20 protein-coding genes are annotated in these 19277 nt (G+C 53.9%); 8 read left to right on the forward strand and 12 right to left on the reverse strand.

All coding sequences use genetic code 11. The features are described from left to right. Positions 1-143: 143 nt before the first annotated feature. Complete coding sequence (locus ACUY4S_RS20810) at positions 144-1799, reverse strand: methyl-accepting chemotaxis protein (RefSeq protein ID WP_312691069.1); 1656 nt, start codon at positions 1797-1799, stop codon at positions 144-146. Positions 1800-2071: 272 nt separating this feature from the next. Here ACUY4S_RS20810 and ytfE point away from each other — a divergent pair, with 272 nt between their 5' ends. Further along, positions 2072-2737 (forward strand): iron-sulfur cluster repair protein YtfE, encoded by a 666-nt coding sequence (gene ytfE / locus ACUY4S_RS20815; RefSeq protein ID WP_458021764.1) that lies wholly within the window; start codon positions 2072-2074, stop codon positions 2735-2737. Between the two features lie 57 nt (positions 2738-2794). On the opposite strand, the gene cycA is transcribed toward ytfE, so the two are convergent. Continuing rightward, positions 2795-4210, reverse strand: a complete 1416-nt coding sequence (gene cycA / locus ACUY4S_RS20820; RefSeq protein WP_312691067.1) for a D-serine/D-alanine/glycine transporter — start codon at positions 4208-4210, stop codon at positions 2795-2797. Positions 4211-4511: 301 nt separating this feature from the next. After that, positions 4512-5132: a BamJ family beta-barrel-assembly machinery protein gene (bamJ, locus tag ACUY4S_RS20825; RefSeq protein WP_312691066.1), complete on the reverse strand. Its 621-nt coding sequence runs from the start codon at positions 5130-5132 to the stop codon at positions 4512-4514. Positions 5133-5397: 265 nt separating this feature from the next. On the opposite strand from bamJ, the gene ACUY4S_RS20830 reads away from it, so the two are divergent. Continuing rightward, positions 5398-6039, forward strand: a complete 642-nt coding sequence (locus tag ACUY4S_RS20830; protein ID WP_458021780.1) for a LysM-like peptidoglycan-binding domain-containing protein — start codon at positions 5398-5400, stop codon at positions 6037-6039. 21 nt (positions 6040-6060) lie between these two features. Here ACUY4S_RS20830 and ACUY4S_RS20835 read toward each other — a convergent pair whose 3' ends face one another. The 5 genes from ACUY4S_RS20835 to rpsF form a co-directional block, all read right to left on the reverse strand. Continuing rightward, positions 6061-6990: a DMT family transporter gene (locus ACUY4S_RS20835; protein ID WP_312691064.1), complete on the reverse strand. Its 930-nt coding sequence runs from the start codon at positions 6988-6990 to the stop codon at positions 6061-6063. A gap of 154 nt (positions 6991-7144) precedes the next feature. Beyond that, complete coding sequence (gene rplI, locus ACUY4S_RS20840; RefSeq protein ID WP_312691063.1) at positions 7145-7594, reverse strand: 50S ribosomal protein L9; 450 nt, start codon at positions 7592-7594, stop codon at positions 7145-7147. A gap of 41 nt (positions 7595-7635) precedes the next feature. Beyond that, complete coding sequence (gene rpsR / locus ACUY4S_RS20845; protein WP_000135199.1) at positions 7636-7863, reverse strand: 30S ribosomal protein S18; 228 nt, start codon at positions 7861-7863, stop codon at positions 7636-7638. A 4-nt stretch (positions 7864-7867) separates the two neighbouring features. After that, the gene (gene priB, locus ACUY4S_RS20850) at positions 7868-8182 is read right to left on the reverse strand and encodes a primosomal replication protein N (protein ID WP_312691062.1); all 315 of its coding nucleotides are present in this window, start codon (positions 8180-8182) and stop codon (positions 7868-7870) included. A 6-nt stretch (positions 8183-8188) separates the two neighbouring features. Further along, on the reverse strand, positions 8189-8584 hold the full coding sequence (gene rpsF, locus ACUY4S_RS20855; protein WP_312691061.1) for a 30S ribosomal protein S6: 396 nt from the start codon (positions 8582-8584) through the stop codon (positions 8189-8191). 345 nt (positions 8585-8929) lie between these two features. On the opposite strand from rpsF, the gene yjfY reads away from it, so the two are divergent. After that, entirely contained in the window at positions 8930-9202 is a 273-nt protein-coding gene (yjfY, locus tag ACUY4S_RS20860; protein WP_312691060.1) for a DUF1471 family protein YjfY, read from the forward strand. Between the two features lie 143 nt (positions 9203-9345). Further along, positions 9346-10539: an MFS transporter gene (locus ACUY4S_RS20865; protein ID WP_312691166.1), complete on the forward strand. Its 1194-nt coding sequence runs from the start codon at positions 9346-9348 to the stop codon at positions 10537-10539. Here the strand turns inward: ACUY4S_RS20865 and yjfP are convergent. Then, on the reverse strand, positions 10536-11273 hold the full coding sequence (yjfP, locus tag ACUY4S_RS20870; protein ID WP_312691059.1) for an esterase: 738 nt from the start codon (positions 11271-11273) through the stop codon (positions 10536-10538). The two genes, ACUY4S_RS20865 and yjfP, sit on opposite strands and share 4 nt — an antisense overlap. A 187-nt stretch (positions 11274-11460) precedes the next feature. Between yjfP and bsmA the strand changes: the two genes are divergently transcribed. The 3 genes from bsmA (at position 11461) to ACUY4S_RS20885 (ending at position 14305) form a co-directional block, all read left to right on the forward strand. Next, positions 11461-11790, forward strand: a complete 330-nt coding sequence (bsmA, locus tag ACUY4S_RS20875) for a biofilm peroxide resistance protein BsmA (protein WP_312691058.1) — start codon at positions 11461-11463, stop codon at positions 11788-11790. Between the two features lie 123 nt (positions 11791-11913). Next, entirely contained in the window at positions 11914-12201 is a 288-nt protein-coding gene (gene yjfN, locus ACUY4S_RS20880) for a DUF1471 family protease activator YjfN (RefSeq protein WP_312691057.1), read from the forward strand. 169 nt (positions 12202-12370) lie between these two features. Next, on the forward strand, positions 12371-14305 hold the full coding sequence (locus tag ACUY4S_RS20885; protein ID WP_312691056.1) for a methyl-accepting chemotaxis protein: 1935 nt from the start codon (positions 12371-12373) through the stop codon (positions 14303-14305). On the opposite strand, the gene ACUY4S_RS20890 is transcribed toward ACUY4S_RS20885, so the two are convergent. Next, entirely contained in the window at positions 14302-15921 is a 1620-nt protein-coding gene (locus ACUY4S_RS20890; RefSeq protein WP_312691055.1) for an isovaleryl-CoA dehydrogenase, read from the reverse strand. The two genes, ACUY4S_RS20885 and ACUY4S_RS20890, sit on opposite strands and share 4 nt — an antisense overlap. A gap of 193 nt (positions 15922-16114) precedes the next feature. On the opposite strand from ACUY4S_RS20890, the gene ACUY4S_RS20895 reads away from it, so the two are divergent. Next, complete coding sequence (locus tag ACUY4S_RS20895) at positions 16115-17404, forward strand: MFS transporter (RefSeq protein WP_312691054.1); 1290 nt, start codon at positions 16115-16117, stop codon at positions 17402-17404. Between the two features lie 64 nt (positions 17405-17468). On the opposite strand, the gene ACUY4S_RS20900 is transcribed toward ACUY4S_RS20895, so the two are convergent. Together ACUY4S_RS20900 and ACUY4S_RS20905 are read right to left on the reverse strand one after the other, a co-directional pair. After that, positions 17469-18632, reverse strand: a complete 1164-nt coding sequence (locus ACUY4S_RS20900) for a glutathionylspermidine synthase family protein (protein WP_458021765.1) — start codon at positions 18630-18632, stop codon at positions 17469-17471. A gap of 2 nt (positions 18633-18634) precedes the next feature. Next, the gene (locus ACUY4S_RS20905) at positions 18635-19270 is read right to left on the reverse strand and encodes a DUF1190 domain-containing protein (protein WP_458021766.1); all 636 of its coding nucleotides are present in this window, start codon (positions 19268-19270) and stop codon (positions 18635-18637) included. Between the last annotated feature and the right edge of the window lie 7 nt (positions 19271-19277).

A 19277-nucleotide genomic window follows, 5' to 3' on the forward strand; every position in this document is an offset into this window, starting at 1 on the left:
TCGCCATAAGCGGCAAAGCTGAAATAAAATAAATAATCATAAAGAATGTGTTTGTTTAATATATTAATAATGAAAATGAATTGACGGGGTAAAATAAAAAACCCGGCACAAGGCCGGGTTAATACAAAGGGAATAAGCAGGGATCAGAATGTTTCCCAATTTGCCTCGCTAAACCCTTCTGCCGCTTTCGCTTTCGGTTTGCTCTCCTGCGGTCGCAGCAGCGTGGTTTTCGCGTTACGAGAGCGATTCACTTTAAACACCGCCACGGTTTCGTTCAGGCGGGCTGCCTGCTCTTCCAGCGCCGCGGCAGCAGCAGCAGACTCTTCAACCAGCGAGGCGTTCTGCTGGGTAACACGATCCATCTCTGCAACGGCCTGGCCAACCTGGTCAATGCCACGGCTCTGCTCATCAGATGCGGAGGAGATCTCACCCATAATGTCCGTTACTCGTGTTACCGCGCTGACGATTTCCGCCATCGTTTCACCCGCTTCATGTACCAGTGCAGCCCCTGCATCAACACGGCTGCCAGAGTCTTCAATCAGTCCCTTGATCTCTTTCGCCGCCTGCGCACTGCGCTGCGCCAGAGTACGAACTTCCCCGGCAACCACCGCGAAGCCACGACCCTGTTCACCCGCACGGGCCGCTTCAACGGCCGCGTTCAGCGCCAGGATGTTGGTCTGGAAGGCAATACCGTCGATCACGTTGGTGATCTGGGCGATTTTACTGGAGCTGGTCGCGATTTCGTCCATCGTACGTACCACGCCGTCAACCACTTCACCGCCTTTCTTCGCAGTACCGGAGGCCGTTAACGCCAGTTGTGTTGCCTGACGCGCGTTGTCTGCGTTCTGTTTCACCGTGGCGGTCAACTGTTCCATGCTGGCTGCGGTCTCTTCCAGCGATGCCGCCTGCTGTTCCGTACGGGAGGAGAGATCATTGCTGCCCGCTGAGATTTCACCGGCACCGGTATAAATGGTGTCCGCGCCGTCACGCACTACACTGACGGTCTGCACCAGTGACTGCTGCATCTCCTGCACGTTTTGCGCCAGCAGCGCCATCTCGTTTTTACCTTCCGCGTTAATGCTATGCGTCAAATCGCCGCCAGCAATATGACGAATGTGGGCCATAATTTCATGTAGCGGTTTCAGCAGTACACGCTGCATCGCCATCCAGCTCATCACGATCACCATCAGCACCACGACCATCACGGTGCCGAGGATCCACATAATGCGCACGTAATCGCGCTCATTTTGCGCCACGCCTTCGTTGGCGAGCTGCGTTTGCGCATCGCGCCATGCGCGATAGCTTTTCTGCATGGCTACCTGTTTCGATTCCGCATTCTGACGGAACATATCTTCCAGCTTACCGGCTAACAGCAGGCGATTCATTTCAGTCAGCGTGGCGTGGTAGACACCGTATTGGGTTTCCAGATCCTGCGACAGGTTCTTATCAAGCCCTGGCGTTTCCGGAATTGTTTTGTACTTATCGAAATGCTTCTGTGCGGAGTTCAGCAGTGCGGTGGCATTGTTAGCCAGCTCGCTGAGTTGCCCACCATTAATCTGGCTGGCGGTGCTGCTTTGCAGACGCAGCATGCCGCGGTTCAGCGTCACGCGCGCCTGGTTCAGGCTGATCCAGGCATCGGTAAATTCAGAAACGTTCTGGCTGGAAACCTGAGAAACCGTGAAGTTGTTTTTATCATTATTGAGGGCGCTGATAAATACACCCGCTGAGATCAATTGCATGGCACCCAGTACGAGTAATACCATGATTAATAAAGTTATAACTTTGATACGTTTAAACATCGGAGGCCTTTGTTCTGTGCAGGATATTGTCTGAAGACTGGGTATCGGCAGCGGGGCAAAGTTGTTTAATCCTGCACGTTGGCCCTATCCAAAACTTTCCAGAAATATCATCTGTATTCAACATGTTAAATTCGAAAGAATTTTTGTGATGAATGTCACTGTTTTTGCGTAAGAAAAGCATAAGGCCCTTCAGGATCCCCCGGAAGGGGTATATCCTCCATTATAAGATGCATTTAAAATGCATCTTATAATTCCATGATGAGGTAACTGCTATGGCTTTCCGCGATCAACCCCTGGGTGAGCTGGCGCTCTCTATCCCCCGCGCCTCGGCTTTGTTCCGTAAATACGACATGGATTACTGCTGCGGCGGTAAACAAACGCTGGGGCGCTCTGCGGCCCGTAAAGAGCTGGATATTGAGGTTATCGAGTCGGAGCTGGCAAAGCTGGCAGAACAGCCGATTGAAAAAGACTGGCGCGTTGCAGGGCTGGCGGAAATCATTGACCACATTGTCGTGCGCTACCACGATCGCCACCGTGAGCAGTTACCGGAGCTGATCCTGCAAGCCACTAAAGTCGAACGCGTCCATGCCGACAAACCCAATGTGCCGCGCGGGTTAACCAAATACCTGACTATGCTGCACCAGGAACTCTCCAGCCATATGATGAAAGAGGAGCAGATCCTGTTCCCGATGATTAAACAGGGCATGGGTTCGCAGGCGATGGGGCCGATCAGCGTGATGGAGAGCGAACATGACGAAGCGGGTGAACTGCTGGAAGTCATCAAGCACATTACTGACAATGTGACGCCGCCGCCAGAAGCCTGCACCACCTGGAAAGCCATGTACAACGGCATCAATACATTGATAGATGACCTGATGGAACACATCAGTCTGGAAAATAACAACCTGTTCCCGCGTGCCCTCGCAGGCGAAAAATAAAGGCGCCCGAGAGCGCCCTTGAACCATGGAAGTTTAGAGCCGCCACGCGGCTCTTTTTTATGGCTGACGGTTCGCCGCCAGACGCTTTTTACCGGCATACAGCCAGCCTGCGCCCAGCACGACAAACCACAACGGCGTCACAATCAGCGCCTGGCGTGTATCCGCTTCCAGCGTCAACAGTACCAGTACAAACACAAAGAAGGCCATGCACACCCAGCACATCACCTTGCCCAGCGGCATTTTGTAGATCGATTGCTCATGCAGATGCGGACGTTTTTTGCGATACACGAGATAAGAGCAAAGGATAATCGTCCAGACAAACATAAACAGGATCGCCGACACGGTGGTGATCATGGTAAAGGCCGCGATGGCGCTAGGATTAACATACAGTATCGCGACACCGCCAAGCAGGCAGATACAGGAGAAGGTCAGCCCTTTTGCCGGAACAGCGCGCTTAGAGAGTTTGCCGAACGATTTTGGCGCTACGCCATCCTGTGCCAGGCCAAACAGCATACGACTGGTGGAGAACACGCCGCTATTGGCCGATGAGGCCGCAGACGTCAGCACCACAAAGTTAATGATGCTGGCCGCCGCCGGGATACCCACCAGCACAAACAGCTCAACGAACGGGCTTTTATCCGGCACGACCGAGCTCCACGGCGTCACCGACATGATCACAATCAGCGCAAACACATAAAACATGATAATGCGCACCGGAATTGAGTTAATCGCGCGCGGAAGAGATTTTTCAGGATCTTTTGTTTCCGCCGCCGTGGTACCCACCAGTTCAATACCCACAAAGGCAAAGACCGCTATCTGGAAACCAGCAAAGAAGCCACTGATGCCTTTCGGGAACCAGCCGCCATCATTCCACAGGTGCGCAAACGACGCCTGAACGCCTGTTGGCGAGGTAAAGTGCATTAGCACCATCACCACCCCGACGATGATCAGCGCTACAATCGCGACAATTTTGATCATCGCGAACCAGAATTCCATCTCGCCGAACATTTTCACCGTCGCAAGATTAAGGCTCAGCAGCACGAAGACCACCGCCAGCGCGGCAACCCAGTCGGAGAGATGTGGGAACCAGAACTGCGCATACGCGGTAATGGCTACTACATCCGCCATGCCGGTCACTACCCAGCAGAACCAGTACGTCCAGCCAGTGAAGTACCCCGCCCACGGCCCCAACAGGTCGGCGGCGAAGTCGCTAAAGGATTTGTATTCGAGGTTTGACAGCAACAGCTCACCCATTGCCCGCATAACGAAGAACAACATAAAGCCGATGATCATATAAACGAAAATGATCGACGGACCCGCGAGGCTGATCGTTTTGCCCGAGCCCATAAACAGCCCGGTGCCGATAGCGCCGCCGATTGCAATAAGCTGGATATGCCGGTTTGTAAGATTGCGCCGTAGCGACTGTTCAGCCGGAGCCTGTTCGTCGGCCGCGACTTTAACCTGATCTACCATGTTTAATTCCTGTCTGTGTTGTGTTGGGGCTCTGCTGGCCTTTTTTATCTGCGTGTTCCGCCCTTTGCAGGACGCAACGATATTAGGTAAGAATCGGCGGGATGAATACTCAGAAATAAAATCAATGTTAAATATTTGTTTAAAGTGAGTGTCATATCACTTACTTAACGCGAAACAGCTCACAAAAATACACGCGATTGTGCAGTTTGCAAGATAATATATTGATAATAGTTTTATTAACAAACGATCAGCGCTGTGGCGTAACCTCTCCCCTGACGGAGAGAGGTATTCACGCGGGGAATTACAGGATTTCCAGCAGTTCCACTTCGAAAACCAGCGTGCTGAACGGCGGAATAGATGCGCCAGCGCCACGCTCGCCATAAGCGAGATTGTGCGGGATAGTCAGTTCCCATTTGGAGCCAACCGGCATCAGCGTCAGCGCTTCAATCCAGCCTGCAATAACGCCATTGACCGGGAATTCAGCCGGTTCGCCGCGGGCAACGGAGCTATCGAACACGGTGCCGTCGATAAGCTTACCGGTGTAATGCACACGAACGCGATCGGTACGCGCCGGGATCGCGCCTTCACCCTGGGTGATCACACGGAACTGCAGACCGGACTCGGTGCTGTTTACACCTTCACGGTCGCGGTTCTCGTCGAGGTATTTCACCCCTTCTGCCGCCATCTCTTCAAAACGCGAACGACGAACAGCATCGGCGCGCTCGTGGATTTCACGCAGGGCACGATGAACAACGTCAACCGGCACGGCAGGTTGTTTACCCGCCAGCGCGTCGGCGATACCGGCAACCAGCGCTTCCGGTAACAGCCCCTCTAACCCGGATTCGCTCAGCTGCTGTCCTACCTGCAAACCAATGCCGTAGCTGGCTTGCGCTTCGATCGTGTCAAAAGTTGGGGTTGTCATGGGTTTTCCTTTCATCACTTTTTAAAGTAGCGCGCAGCATAACAGTCGCGCTGCACGGGGTAAAACGTTGTCGCAGGAAAGATGACAAATCGCAGGGAAAGGAAAAGAATAGCGGAAGTAAGATAATTCCCGATTTGCCCTTGCGATATTCACGTTTTGTGCCCGTGATCAGGCAGTTATGCACAAGGGAAGCCACGCTTAAATGATAAAGTGTATATACTTCAACAAGACAGGATATTAAATGACGCGGAGCAGGAGGAAAGCCATGCCCGGGCGCTTTGAACTGAAACCTACGCTGGCGAAAATCTGGCACGCCCCGGACCATTTTCGCCTTATGGACCCGCTCCCGCCTATGCACCGCCGTGGTGTGATCCTCGCTGCTTTACTGGTGGTGATCGGTTTTCTGTTGCCATCGACGAACGATAATAACGCGCCGGCCCCTTCCTCTGGCGCGCGGGATGCGCAACTCAATTTCCCCACAGCCTCACAAACCCAAACGCCCCCCGTGCAACCCACTCCGCCGCAGGTTGTGAGCGAACCGCAACAGAGCACACCGAGCGCGGAGGACGCGTTGCAACAGCAGCAGCCGGTTCAGCAGCAAACCGCCCCGGCGCAAAACCGGCCGGTGGCCGCTTCCGGTATTGAACAACAGTGGCGCACATACCGTGTTGAAGAGGGAAAAACACTGGCGCAGTTATTCCGCGACCATAATTTGCCGCCGACCGATGTATACGCCATGGCGAAAGTAGAGGGAGAGGGTAAACCGCTGAGCAGCTTGCAGAGCGGCCAGATGGTGAAAATCCGCCAGAACGCCAACGGTGTGGTTACCGGGTTAACCATTGAAACGGGCGGCCAGTCAGTACTGTTTACCCGCCAGTTGGATGGATCGTTTATTCGCGCACGTTAAATCCGCCGCCGGGTAATTTCCCTACCCGGCGCGCTTATTGACCCACCAAATCCCTGAGCAAACCAGCACCAGCGCCACGGCATATTTGATATCCATGATATTCTCACCGAGAAAAATGGCGGATAGTACGCTGCCAGCAACGGGGATCACAAAGTTGAACGGTGCAATCATACTGACGCGATTCACTTTCAGTAACATGCTCCATAGCGCGAAGGCAACGGACGACAGCAACGTCAGATAGCCTAGCAGCGCCACCGCACTTACGCTATGCACTTCCAGCGTGCCTCCCGTCAGATATCCTCCGGCCAGCAGCGCCAGGCCGCCCATTGCCAGCTGCCAGCCTGTCATCACCGTAGGATCAACAGTCTGGGAAATACGTTTGCCATACAACGTGGCCGCAGAGAGGATAAACGCCGCCAGCACAATAAAACCATCACCCTGCCAGACAAAAACAAAATCGCTTAAACCACTGTGGAAATTCACCAGCAATACGCCGACAAAGCCCAGCACACAGCCCAGCGTTTTGTTATAGCTCAGTTTGTCGTTCTGGTAGATAAAGTGCGCTAACAGAACGCTGAAAAATGTCCCGGTCGCGTTCATGATCGAGCCGTTTACGCCAGTCGTATAAGCAAGACCGATATAAAAGAAGGTGTACTGGAGTGTCGTTTGCGTCAGCCCCAGAATCGACAGTTGTCCAAACTGTGCGGCTGTCAGTCTGCCGACAGGTTTACGCTGTGCCAGCGCGAACAACAGCAGTAAAACGCCAGCAAAGAGAAAACGGTAGCCTGCAAAGACCACTTTTGAGGGGATGTCATCAGTGCCGATGTGAAACAGTTCATAACCGCTTTTAATGGCGGGATAAGAGCTTCCCCAAAGCAGGCAACAAAGCGTAGCGCAGGCATAAGCAACATTTCGGCGGGCAAAAACCGGAGTGGGTAAAGCGGTGTCCATGGCAAATCTCAGAAATAAAATTGCGTTTCAATTTATTATCGAAGAATGCGATGAAAATAGCTACCTTATGCAGTGAAATGACAGATTCTTGACGCGTAGAAAAGCAAAACGCCGGCACAAGGCCGGCGTTTCAACATCGTTTCAGAGTAAGAAATTACTCAGCAACAACGTTTACAGTCAGTTTAGCGAATACTTCGCTGTGAACCTGGAAGTCCACTTCGTGCTCGCCAACAGTACGCAGAACGCCGTTCGGCAGACGAACTTCGCTCTTAGCAACGTTAACGCCAGCTGCAGTAACAGCGTCAGCGATATCGCGAGTACCGATGGAACCGAACAGTTTACCTTCGTCGCCTGCTTTAGACGCGATGGTAACGGTGCCCAGTGCATTGATGCTTTCAGCACGAGTGTTAGCAGCCGCCAGAACGTCAGCCAGTTTGGCTTCCAGTTCAGCACGACGTGCTTCGAAAAACTCAACGTTTTTCTTGGTAGCCGGAACAGCTTTGCCCTGCGGTACCAGGAAGTTACGAGCGTAACCCGCTTTAACGTTAACCTGATCACCCAGGCTACCCAGGTTTGCTACTTTATCAAGCAGAATAACTTGCATTACCTTATCCTCTCAAAGTCGTATTAATGGACCGTGACCGATTACTGATGACGATCAGTGTACGGCAGCAGGGACAGGTAGCGAGCGCGTTTGATAGCGCGAGCCAGCTGACGCTGGTATTTTGCACGGGTACCGGTGATACGGCTTGGGACAATCTTACCGCTTTCGGTGATGTAGTTTTTCAGCGTAGCGATATCTTTATAGTCGATCTCTTGAACGCCTTCCGCGGTGAAACGGCAGAACTTGCGACGACGGAAATAACGTGCCATTTGGCTAGTCTCCAGAATCTATCAATTCAATCTGCTCGGCATGCAGAACCATTTTGCTCAGGCCGTTTTTTGCCTTATGGCAACTAATGAACCCCTGAACGATTACTGCGCTACCGACCGTTATACTGTGAGTAATGGCCTGGTTCTCCTGCCCGCTGATTATTACAGGCATTTGGCACCACGCCTGCCGGTGAAAACCGGCTTCCTCCTGCACAGAGCGATGCTCAAGCACGAACTGGCAATGAGGAATTCCTGATGGGCTGACCTTTCGAAGCGGCGTCCTGCACACGGTACCGGACAACTTCAGACGGTTAACCATCAATGATTACTCTTCAGAATCCCCAGCATCTGCATCATCTGCGGTTTCGTTGGCGAAATCATCGCGACGCTCACGACGCTCGTCTTTCGCTTTAACCATCGGAGATGCTTCAGTAACAGCGTGTTTAGTACGCATTACCATGCTACGGATAACGGCATCGTTGAAGCGGAAGTTTGTTTCCAGCTCATCGATCACTTCCTGCGGAGCTTCAACGTTCAGCAGAACGTAGTGTGCTTTGTGCAGTTTGTTGATCGGGTAAGCCAGCTGACGGCGGCCCCAGTCTTCCAGACGGTGGATCGTGCCTTGCGCACCGGTGATAGCACCCGTGTAACGCTCGATCATGCCCGGAACCTGTTCGCTCTGGTCAGGATGGACCATAAAAACGATTTCGTAATGACGCATCGAATTGCTCCTTACGGATTATTCAGCCTCCTGTCTGGGTCAGCCGAATCCCGGGGAGGCAAGGAACGTGTTAAAGGTCGGCTGAAAAATTGACGCGTCATAATACTTATCTACCCCGGCAAACTCAAGCTGATTGCACAAATAATTCGCACTAAGCGCAAAGAGAACCGGCCAGCAGGATTTAAAATTAAAGAAAATCTCTTACGGCAATTTTTTGAACGACAGCATCAGAAATGGTCGCGATACGTTTTCAGGCGAGCGCGTACACTTTATATCAGGCCTCCAACAGAGGAGAAAACACCTTCAAAAACACGCATTGACGATGTCTCACCGGAGCACAAAACCATGAAATATTTAACATTATTATTAACCACCTTGCTGCTCAGCCTTAATGCCACAGCGGCAATCAAACTCGACAATCAGCAAGCCCGGAACATGGACGATGTACGCAGCTTAGGCGTTATCTACATCAATCATAACTTCGCCACCGAAACGGAAGCTAACCAGGCGCTCAACGCTGAAACCGATACCCGCGGCGCCAAATATTACCATGCCGAATTGATGCATGAGCCGGGAAGCAACGGCACTCTGCACGCCAGCGCCTATATTTACCGCTAATCGTACAGAGCCCCCCTTTTTACTGGTGCGGCCTCTGAACGGGAGGCCGTGCGCAAGAACGTATTATTTCCTTTAAGATCTTATAAAACTGTTTCTAAACAGGTTTAATGGCCCTCTGACTGCATAAAGCATGGTGGGAAATGATGTCCGGGCGTTTCGCAACGTTAAGCCGTATACCCAAAGGCGTGTGGGTTCTTGGCGGCGTAAGTATGCTGATGGATATCTCATCAGAAATGATCCACAGCTTATTGCCGCTGTTTATGGCCACTACGCTCGGTGCAAGCGTTGTGCTCATTGGGCTTATTGAAGGCCTGGCGGAAGCCACCGCGTTGATGGTGAAAGTGTTTTCCGGTGTGCTTAGCGATTATATCGGTAAGCGCAAAGGGCTGGCACTGCTGGGCTATGGCATGGGTGCACTGAGCAAGCCGCTGTTTGCACTGGCCTCCTCCACGGGCGTGGCTTTCGGCGCACGGATGATAGACCGCCTCGGCAAAGGTATTCGTGGGGCTCCGCGTGATGCGCTGGTCGCCGATGTCACTCCCCCAGAGATCCGTGGCGCGGCGTTTGGTTTGCGTCAGTCGCTGGATACCATCGGCGCGTTTCTTGGCCCGCTGCTCGCCGTTGCCTTTATGCTGCTGTGGAATGACGACTTTCAGACCGTCTTCTGGATTGCAGTGATCCCCGGCGGGCTGGCCGTCGCGCTGCTGTTTTTTGGTTTGCACGAACCAAAAATACCGGTGGGGCAAAAGCGCACAAACCCCATCCGCCGTGAAAATCTCAAGCGGCTGAGCAAAGCATACTGGTGGGTGGTCGCGCTCGGTTTTATCTTTACCCTTGCCCGCTTCAGCGAGGCCTTTCTAGTGCTGCGTGCGCAGCAAATGGCGATACCGCTGGCAACAATTCCCCTGGTCATGGTGGCCATGAATCTGGTCTTCTCGCTGACCGCTTACCCGTTTGGCAAGCTGTCGGATCGCATGTCCCATAGCTATTTATTACAGGCGGGCCTGGTAGTGTTAATCCTGGCCGACATCACGCTGGCGCTGAGCCAACACTGGAGCACGCTATTGCTGGGGGTGGCCTTGTGGGGTGTGCATATGGGTATGACGCAGGGACTGCTGGCAACCCTGGTCGCTCAGACCGCGCCGGCAGAACTGCGCGGCACCGCCTTTGGCATGTTCAACCTGCTCAGCGGCATTGCTCTGCTGCTGGCAAGTCTTGGCGCTGGCATCCTCTGGGAAACACACGGTGCTGCCGCGACGTTCTGGGCTGGAGCAGCCATTTGTCTTCTTGCCATTCTTGGGATGCGCCTGGCACCCAAAACGCCGTCAGCCCATTAGAGATAACGCTGAAAGAAGCGGGTCGTTGCTGTCAGCGCCTGCGGGGTAATACGATGTGTTACCCCGGCTTCCCACAGATAAGTGAGATGCGTATCGAGGCCTGCATCCTGCAATGCCTGCTGTAAACGGAATGACTCCGCTGCAGGAACAACGTCATCCTGTTCACCGTGCCACAGCAACAACGGGCGATCGGCCAGGCGCGAGAGCTGATGACCCACCTCCCACTGCGCCAGTGAGGCGATAACAGCTTCCCGCTCCCCGGGTTCTGCCGCCTGCGGCGGAAAAAGCGAGTGCGCAAGCGTGGTGAAATAGCCGGAGCCCATTAAGCTTGCTACACAACGCACTTCCGGGTGGTGCGTCATAATGCCCAACGCGGTCATTCCCCCCATTGATGCGCCCCCCACGGCCAGCCGCCGGTTCTCAATCAATTGATGGCATTCCAGTGCCTCGCGCAGCGCGGAAAACTCCTCAAGATTACCACGCAGGATCTGCCAGAACTGGCCAAGGCGCTGTTGATCATCTCCATGAAAACGGGCGCCGTGATCGGGCGCATCCGGCATGATCACGCGCAAGCCAGCCTGTGCCAGCGCCACGGCAAAATAGCTATAGACCAGCTTTGAGGAGGTAAAGCCGTGGTAGAACACCACAGTAGGAAGCGGCTGCGCGCGTTTTCCCGCCGGAAAAGCATGCAGCGTTTCGATGCCAGCAAATTGTTCGGTTTGAAGCTCAATCATTGCACTCTCCTTGATCTATAGTGCAGGTATGCCACTGGTGAATGGCGGCTGCAAGTCAGAATTCATCTATGAGTTTGGCGAGGTTGAGATATAGATTACGCTTTCAAAATACTTTCATTCGAAAACAGTGCTCGAGCTAACAGTTCGGGAACATTCCCCCAAAGGGAAATCCATCAGGAACTACACTATGGCTATCAGGAGAAGTGAGAAAACAATGCGCGCCTTACTGACGGTGCTGTTTGCCCTGCTGCTTAGCAGCTGTTCAATGCTGGAGGGTAAACCTCAACCCGCACCGCCCGTTAGCGACCATCCGCAGGAGATCCGGCGCAATCAAACGCAGGCGCTGCAGGAAATCGGCGCGATAAGTGTCACCGTATTGGGTTCTCCCATGGACGTGGAACAGGCAATCAAGACCAGAGCCGCCGCCGCGCAAGCCGATTACTATGTTATTCAGATGATGGATGACACCGTGATCCCCGGCCGCTGGTACTCGCGCGCCATGCTTTATCGGCAGTAGCGAAACGTTGATTTTCAGGACATTTACACTGCTTTTCGTCCATTGATGTTCTCCTGTGCACAATGGGATCTGATGGATCCGTTGCGCGAAGGAATGCCCTGCAATGAATCGGGGTAACGTAAAATGGAGCTGACAATGAAACGATCTCTTGCCTTAAACTCACTGTTGCTTTCTACAGGAATGCTAAATACAACAGCGCAGCCCGCAGAGTTCGCCAGCGCAGACTGCGTAACGGGACTTAACGAAATCGGCCTGATTTCGGTCAACAATGTCTCAGGAAGTCCACAAGATGTGGAACGCGTGATTGCGTTAAAAGCGGATGAACAAGGAGCGTCATGGTATCGAATCGTTCAAATGCAAGAAAATCAACGTGTTGATAACTGGCGTGTGCAGGCTATTCTCTACGCCTGAGCCGTCGCAAAAAGCCACCCAATTCCGGTGGCTTTTTAATGCCCATACTTTTACTAAGATTATGTTAATGTAAATAATTAATAACGTTACATCTTGTTACATTGATGTGCTAAATGTTATCCGCTTTGTGCCGTTGAAGGAGCCTCACACACAGAACAACGGACAAATTATGAGCGCCTTTATTCGTCGCGCCAGCCTCGGTGCCAAATTGTCACTGCTCACTGGCGCAAGCGTTGCGACGCTTTTTCTCTTATTTACTTTTTTGATGAGCAATAACGCCAGCCAACAGTTGGAAAAGCTGGCGATGGAAGATCTTCATAATCAGTCTACCGGCGTGGTGGATATGGTTGAGATGTTCAACAGCAGCCTGAGTGAAGAGGTCGAAAGTTACACGCGCTTGTTCACCAGTTTTTTACCGCAACCCTTATCGATTGACCCGCAACAGCGCCGGGAAATTAACGGTATTAACGTACCGCAATTGAAAGGCGGCGATACCGAACTGCACAATAACAATACCATTCCAGATGACTTCCTTAACCGTACCGGGGCGATTGCCACGCTGTTTGTTCGCAGCGGCGATGACTTTGTGCGCGTCGCCACTTCGCTACGCAAAGAAAATGGCGATCGCGCCATTGGCACGAAACTGGATACCGCCAGCCCGGCATTCGCACCGGTTATGAAAGGGGACGTTTATCGCGGCCTGGCACTGCTGTTTGGCAAACGCTATATCACCCAATATCAACCGGTGAAAGATGCCAGCGGCAATACGATCGCCATTTTGTTTGTTGGCGTGGATATCTCCCGTTCATGGCAAACCATGCGCAGCAAAATCCTTGGTCGTAAGCTGGGTGAAAGCGGTCACTTTTATGTTATCGACCGTAACGCGGGCAAAAATTACGGCAATTATCTGTTCCATGACAGCGAGGAAGGTAAACGCCCGCAGTGGAACGAGAGCGATCTGCAGACCCTGCTGAAAAGTAGCAGCGGCACGCTGCAACGCCAGGGCACAGATGGGCGCACCCTGCTGATGTCTTATACCACGTTGCCCGGCTGGAACTGGGCCGTGGTAGGCGAAGTAGACAAAGCAACGCTGCTGGGGGATGTGACCCGCATGCGCGATCAATTCCTGCTGGCAGGCGTGGTGGTTTCCCTGCTGTTTGCTGCACTGTTTGTGGTGATCATCCGTCGCTGGCTGAGCCGCCCGCTGCGTGATGTGATTGATCTGGCCCAGCGTTATGCCGACGGCGATTTGCGTGCAACGCTGAAGGTTGACCGCCAGGACGAAGTCGGCCAGTTGATCACCGCGATTAATGGCATTGGCGACGGTCTGCATACCATCGTGTTGCAGGTACGCGAGTCGGCTGCGGAGATCAACCTTGGGACCTCGGCGCTTGCCGCCGACAGCGGCGAGATCAGCGAACAGATCAACAAGCAGGCCAGCAGTGTGGAAGAGACGTCCGCCAGCATGGAGCAACTGGCCGCAACGGTGCAGCAAAACGCCGCCAATATGGAGCAAACGCAACATCTGGTGAATGAAACCACTGACGTGGTGAAAAAAGGCGGCGAAACCGTGAATAACTCAGTTGCCACCATGGAAGACATTCGTAGCGCATCGCAGCGTATTGCCGACATTACCCATGTCATTGAGTCGATCGCATTCCAGACCAACATTCTTGCGCTTAACGCAGCGGTCGAAGCGGCCCGCGCGGGCGAGCACGGTAAAGGGTTCGCCGTCGTCGCCCAGGAAGTGCGTGCGCTGGCGGCACGCAGTGCTAATGCGGTGAAGGAGATCGACGCCCTGATTGCCGATACGCTGAAAAAAGTCGGCGAAGGGCATGCGCAGTCTGAAGCCACACGCGTAGCCATGCAGTCAATCATCAGCCATATGGGCGACATCAACCAGCTCGTGCACGAGATTAACCACGCCTCACATGAACAATCGGCGGGGATTAACCAGGTTAACCTTGCGATGACGCATATTGGCGACGCGACCCACGTAAACGCCGGGCGAGTCACTCAGAGTGAAGAAACCGCCCGAACGTTGCGGGAAAAAGGCGCACACCTCAGCGAACTGGTAAGCCTGTTCCGTTTGAAAATGGACTAACAGGCTCCGCCCGTGGCACGAAGCAGCAGGTCGTTTTGCACCTGCCCGCCAATTGGTGACACGCCACGGGTATCCAGCATCAAACGGCACCACGCCTGCGCGAGCGGCGGCGAAGCATATTGCAGCATTTGCGCACCGGTTCCCAATAACCACAATTGCTGCACCACTTCGCGCCCCTGCGCCTCATCAGGCTTATGCAGCCGTTGCTGTAACTGCCGCCACGCGCGATCAAAGTGGCGATCCTGCCCTTTCACGGCAGCAAAAACCTCGCCCAGCAGGTCCAGCACGCCCGCCTGTTTATTCAGAACGCGTAACACGTCCAGGCACATCACATTGCCAGAGCCCTCCCAAATGCTGTTAACCGGCATTTCGCGGTACAAACGCGGTAATTCGTTCTCTTCGCAATAGCCAATGCCGCCGAGCACCTCCATCGCCTCTGCCACAAAGGGGATGCCCGTTTTGCAAACTGCAAACTTGGCAACTGGCGTAAACAACCGCGCCCATAACGCTTCACGGGGATCGCTACGCCTGTCCCACGCCCGCGCCAGGCGAAATAGCATGGCGGTCTGCCCTTCCAGTTGCAGCGCCATCCGGCTCAGCACTTCTCGCATCATTGGTTGATCAACTAAATTCTTACCGAATGCCTGCCGCTGATGCGCATGATAAAGCGCCACGGAAAAGGCGCGACGCATCAAACCATGACTGCCCAACGCACAGTCAAAACGCGTCAGCCCGCCCATTTTCAGGATTTGCCTTACTCCCTCACCCTCTTCGCCCAGCAGCCAGCCACTGGCATCGCAAAACTCGGCTTCACTGCTGGCGTTAGAGCGGTTGCCAAGCTTGTCCTTCAAGCGTTCCAGACGCACACCATTGCGTTGGCCATCCGGTAAAAAACGTGGCACAAAAAAGCAGGAAAGCCCGCCTTTCGCCTGCGCCAGCACCAGGTGGGCGTCACTCTGTGGCACAGAGAAAAACCATTTATGCCCCACCAGCCGGTACAGGTCGCCATGTTTTTCCGCCCGCGTCGTATTACTGAGCACATCCGAGCCGCCCTGTTTCTCTGTCATCCCCATGCCGATTAACAGGCCGCGTTTCTGCCCTCCAGGCAGCAAATGTGAGTCGTAACGGTCACTGAGTAGCGGTTTCAGCCAGCCCTGAAAAGAGGCCGGCAGTGCCTGTTGAAGTAACGGCGTGGCCGCAAAGGTCATGGTGATCGGACACAGCGTGCCGGACTCTACCTGCGCATGCAGCACAAAGCGCGCTGCGCGAGCGACAAACGATCCTGAGCGCGCGTCGTCTTCCCACGCCAGATTGTGCACGCGGTTGGCGCACAAGCCCTGCATAAGCAAATGCCAGGCGGGATGGAATCGCACATCATCAAGCCGCGCTCCCGTGGCGTCAAAGCGGAGTAGCTCCGGTGGATTCGCGTTCGCCAGCCGCCCAAGTTCCAGCGACTCCGCCGTGCCCAGTTGCTGGCCAATACTGGCGAGCAGCTCCGCATCCCATGCTGCGCCTTCGCGCATCACGGCATCATAAAGCGCGCGGTCAGAAAGAAATAAATTGCTGTTATGTAAAGGAGAAGGTTGGTTGAAAACGGTGTGTGTTTGCCAGTGCATAATGCGTCCCTCCTTCAATGGCAATGAAGGTAAGTATGGACAGCCCCGGCAAACGCTGCATGGGAGTAGAGTCACAAGGCGGCGATCTCACCGTCTTCATTCGTGAATCAGCTCACACAATATAAGAATAATATATTTCACAGCTACTATTGTTGTTGAATAATTTATTCTCACCTTCGCAGAGATAATCATTATGCCTTCACCCCAATCTTCACCCATCGCCCACAAACGCGCGTTAATTGCAGGCTCTGTTGGTAACTTTATCGAATGGTATGAGTTTGCGGTTTATGGCTTCCTGGCTACAGTGATCGCGAAAAATTTCTTCCAGTTGAGTGGCGAAGCGGGGCTGACCAGCCTGCTTCTCACCTATGCTTCCTTTGCGATTGCCTTTTTCTTCCGTCCACTTGGGGCGATGGTTTTCGGGCGCATCGGCGACCGTATTGGCCGTAAACCGACCCTGATTATTGTGCTGGTGTTAATGACCCTGGCGACAGCGGCCATCGGCATTGTGCCGGTATATGCCACCATTGGTCTGGCTGCACCGCTGCTCATTACCGGGCTACGTATTCTGCAAGGGCTGTTTGCCGGAGGGGAATACGGCGGTGCGGTTTCACTGATGACTGAATTTGCGCCGCGCGGCAAACGCGGCCTCTATGGCGCATGGCAATCTTTTACGGTCGCTCTGGGGCTGTTGTCAGGGGCGGGTATTGTGGCGCTACTTTCGGCAGTGCTCACAGCAGATGCGCTCCATGATTGGGGCTGGCGTATTCCTTTTTTATTGGCGTTGCCCATGGGTGTGGTCGCGTTGTGGTTGCGGGTCAATATGGAGGAAACGCCAGGGTTCGTGCAGCAGCAGGAAAAACCACTGACGGTGCAGGCACAAGCCACCGCAACGCTGAAAGCCATCATGGTCGGGATTGGCCGGGTCATGGTCTGGTCAGCGGCGGGTTACACCTATCTGGTGATCATGCCGGCTTATTTGCAGTCATCCCTGCATACCGGTTTTAACCAGGCATTGTTAATTGCGGTGATCTCCAATGTCGGCTTTGCACTGACTATCATCCCGTCGGGCATGCTCAGCGATCGCATAGGCCGCCGGGCCGTGATGGTAACTGCCACCGCGCTGTTGCTGATCCTGGCACTTCCACTGTTAAACATTCTGCAATCGCCGTCGAGTACGCTGGCGGTAAAAGCTCTGGTGGTGCTGGTGGCAGGCGGCCTGGTGGGTATGCTGGCAGGTCCAGGCCCGGCCATGCTGGCGGAGATGTTCCCTACCCGTGTGCGCTACACCGGGCTTGGGCTGGCTTATTCACTGTCGAACGCCCTTTTTTCCGGTTGCGCCGGGTTAATCATTACCGGGCTGATTAAAGAGACCGGCAATCTGGATATCCCCGCCTACTACGTGATGGCAACCGCCGTGGTCAGTATGGTGGCGTTGATGACGCTCAATAAAAACGATCATCTGCGTACGCTAGATGAGTGATGCATGGGCATCGGCAGGTACGATCCTTACCGGATGGCGCGGGCATTTCGGCCCGCACCGCCGGTTAGCCCGCAATATAGTGAGGAATAAAGCGAGAGGTGTCCTTGGTGATAAGCGTGCTGTCTTCGCGGATCCCCATGCCGACTGCCTCATCATCCACTACCCAACTGCCAATCAGCGTATAGCTGTCGCCAAAGCGCGGTAACGGCTGAAACGCCTGGTAGATCATCGGTTCGTCAGCATAATCGCCCTCTTCATGGTCAATCACCTGATGTGCGCCGTCGAAGAGAGTGACATTGCCCCCCTCGCGCGAGAAAAGCGGTTTACGCACATAGCTTGCTCCAGCAGCGACTTGTGGTGTTTCGCCATCAAACCAGGCCGGCAACAAGTTTGGGTGACCAGGAAAATAGCGCCACAATAACGGCAGCAGCCCTTTATTACTGAGCACACTCTTCCATAGCGGCTCCAGCCACTGCTCCCGGCGCTTGCACAACAGCGGGCCGTTTTCGTCGCGCATCATCCATTCGAGCGGGTAAAGCTTAAACGCCTGGCGAATAACATTATCGTCGAGGTCCGTTAACACACCACCAAGGCCTAACCCGACATCTTCAATATAAATGAACCGTGTATCCAGACCTGCCTGGCGGGCGCAATCCTCAAGATAGAGCACGGTCCCGCGATCTTCTTCGGTATCCTTACAGCAGCAGAAATAGAGCGGATGCTGCCCCTGGATCTCGCCGAACCGGGCGATGAGCTTATCCTGAATAGCATTGTACTGATCGGCATCGCGCGGGATGGCCCCGCTGCGCCGGCAATCTTCCATCCACAGCCACTGGAAGTATGCTGACTCGTACAGCGAGGTTGGGGTATCTGCGTTATATTCCAGCAATTTCACAGGATCTTTGCCGCACCAGACAAAATCCATGCGCCCGTAAAGCGAAGGATCACGTTGACGCCAACTCTCAGCAATCGCCTCCCAGTAAAGCGGCGGGATCGCCAGCTGGCGGAGGATCGCCTCATCAGTCACCGCACGCTCGACCACCTCAAGACACATTTGATGCAACTCAGCGGTGGGCTTTTCGATCTGCTCCTCAATCTGCCGTAACGTAAAGCGATACGCCCGGCTCTCATCCCAATAGATTTCGTTATCAATAATATGAAAGTCAAAACCGTGGTCGCGCGCGATCCTTTCCAGACCGGGACGGACAGCCACATCGTGCCGTAACATCGTTAACCTCCCCAGCTTCCGCGCGCGCTGGATGAACGCCCGAAGCCCCCCCGGGAGAAAGTGGTCGCCTTTTTGGTGGTGTAACCATAATGGCTGCTGGCGCTGGAGTTACTGGTGCTGGTACCAGAGCGCCAGCTATAGTCGCCATCGCGGTTACGCCACACCGGGCGGGAAGAGTAGGTGGAGCCGCCACTGCTATAGCTATACTGCTCATCGCGGTTTTTGCGGATGGCCTGACTGAGCAAAAAGCCGCTGAGTACTGGCATCCAGCGCTGCCCAACATTGTCGTAATAGCAATTGTCATACTGCTGCACGCAATAAGGCTGCGACATATTGTGCGGGATTTCTTGTTCAAAACTCATGCGTGCATTATTCCACGCATCATTGCACACCTGTGCGCTATTACCGTCGTCGACGCAATCCTGTTGCGAGGAGTAATACACGCCGTCGCCATCATTGTCGTCTTTATGGTCGTTACAGCTTTTTAAGGCAAAGAAAGCCGCGCCCCCCATAATGGCCAGCGTCAGGTACTGCCCGCTTTTACGCTCCTTTGGCGCGGAAAAAATTGGCCGCTGATTGCGACGTTGTGCGGGCGAAATACTGTAATTCTTTTGCCGATTCTTGCTCTTTCTTGCCATGATCATC

Source organism: Kosakonia beeri (assembly GCF_054165705.1).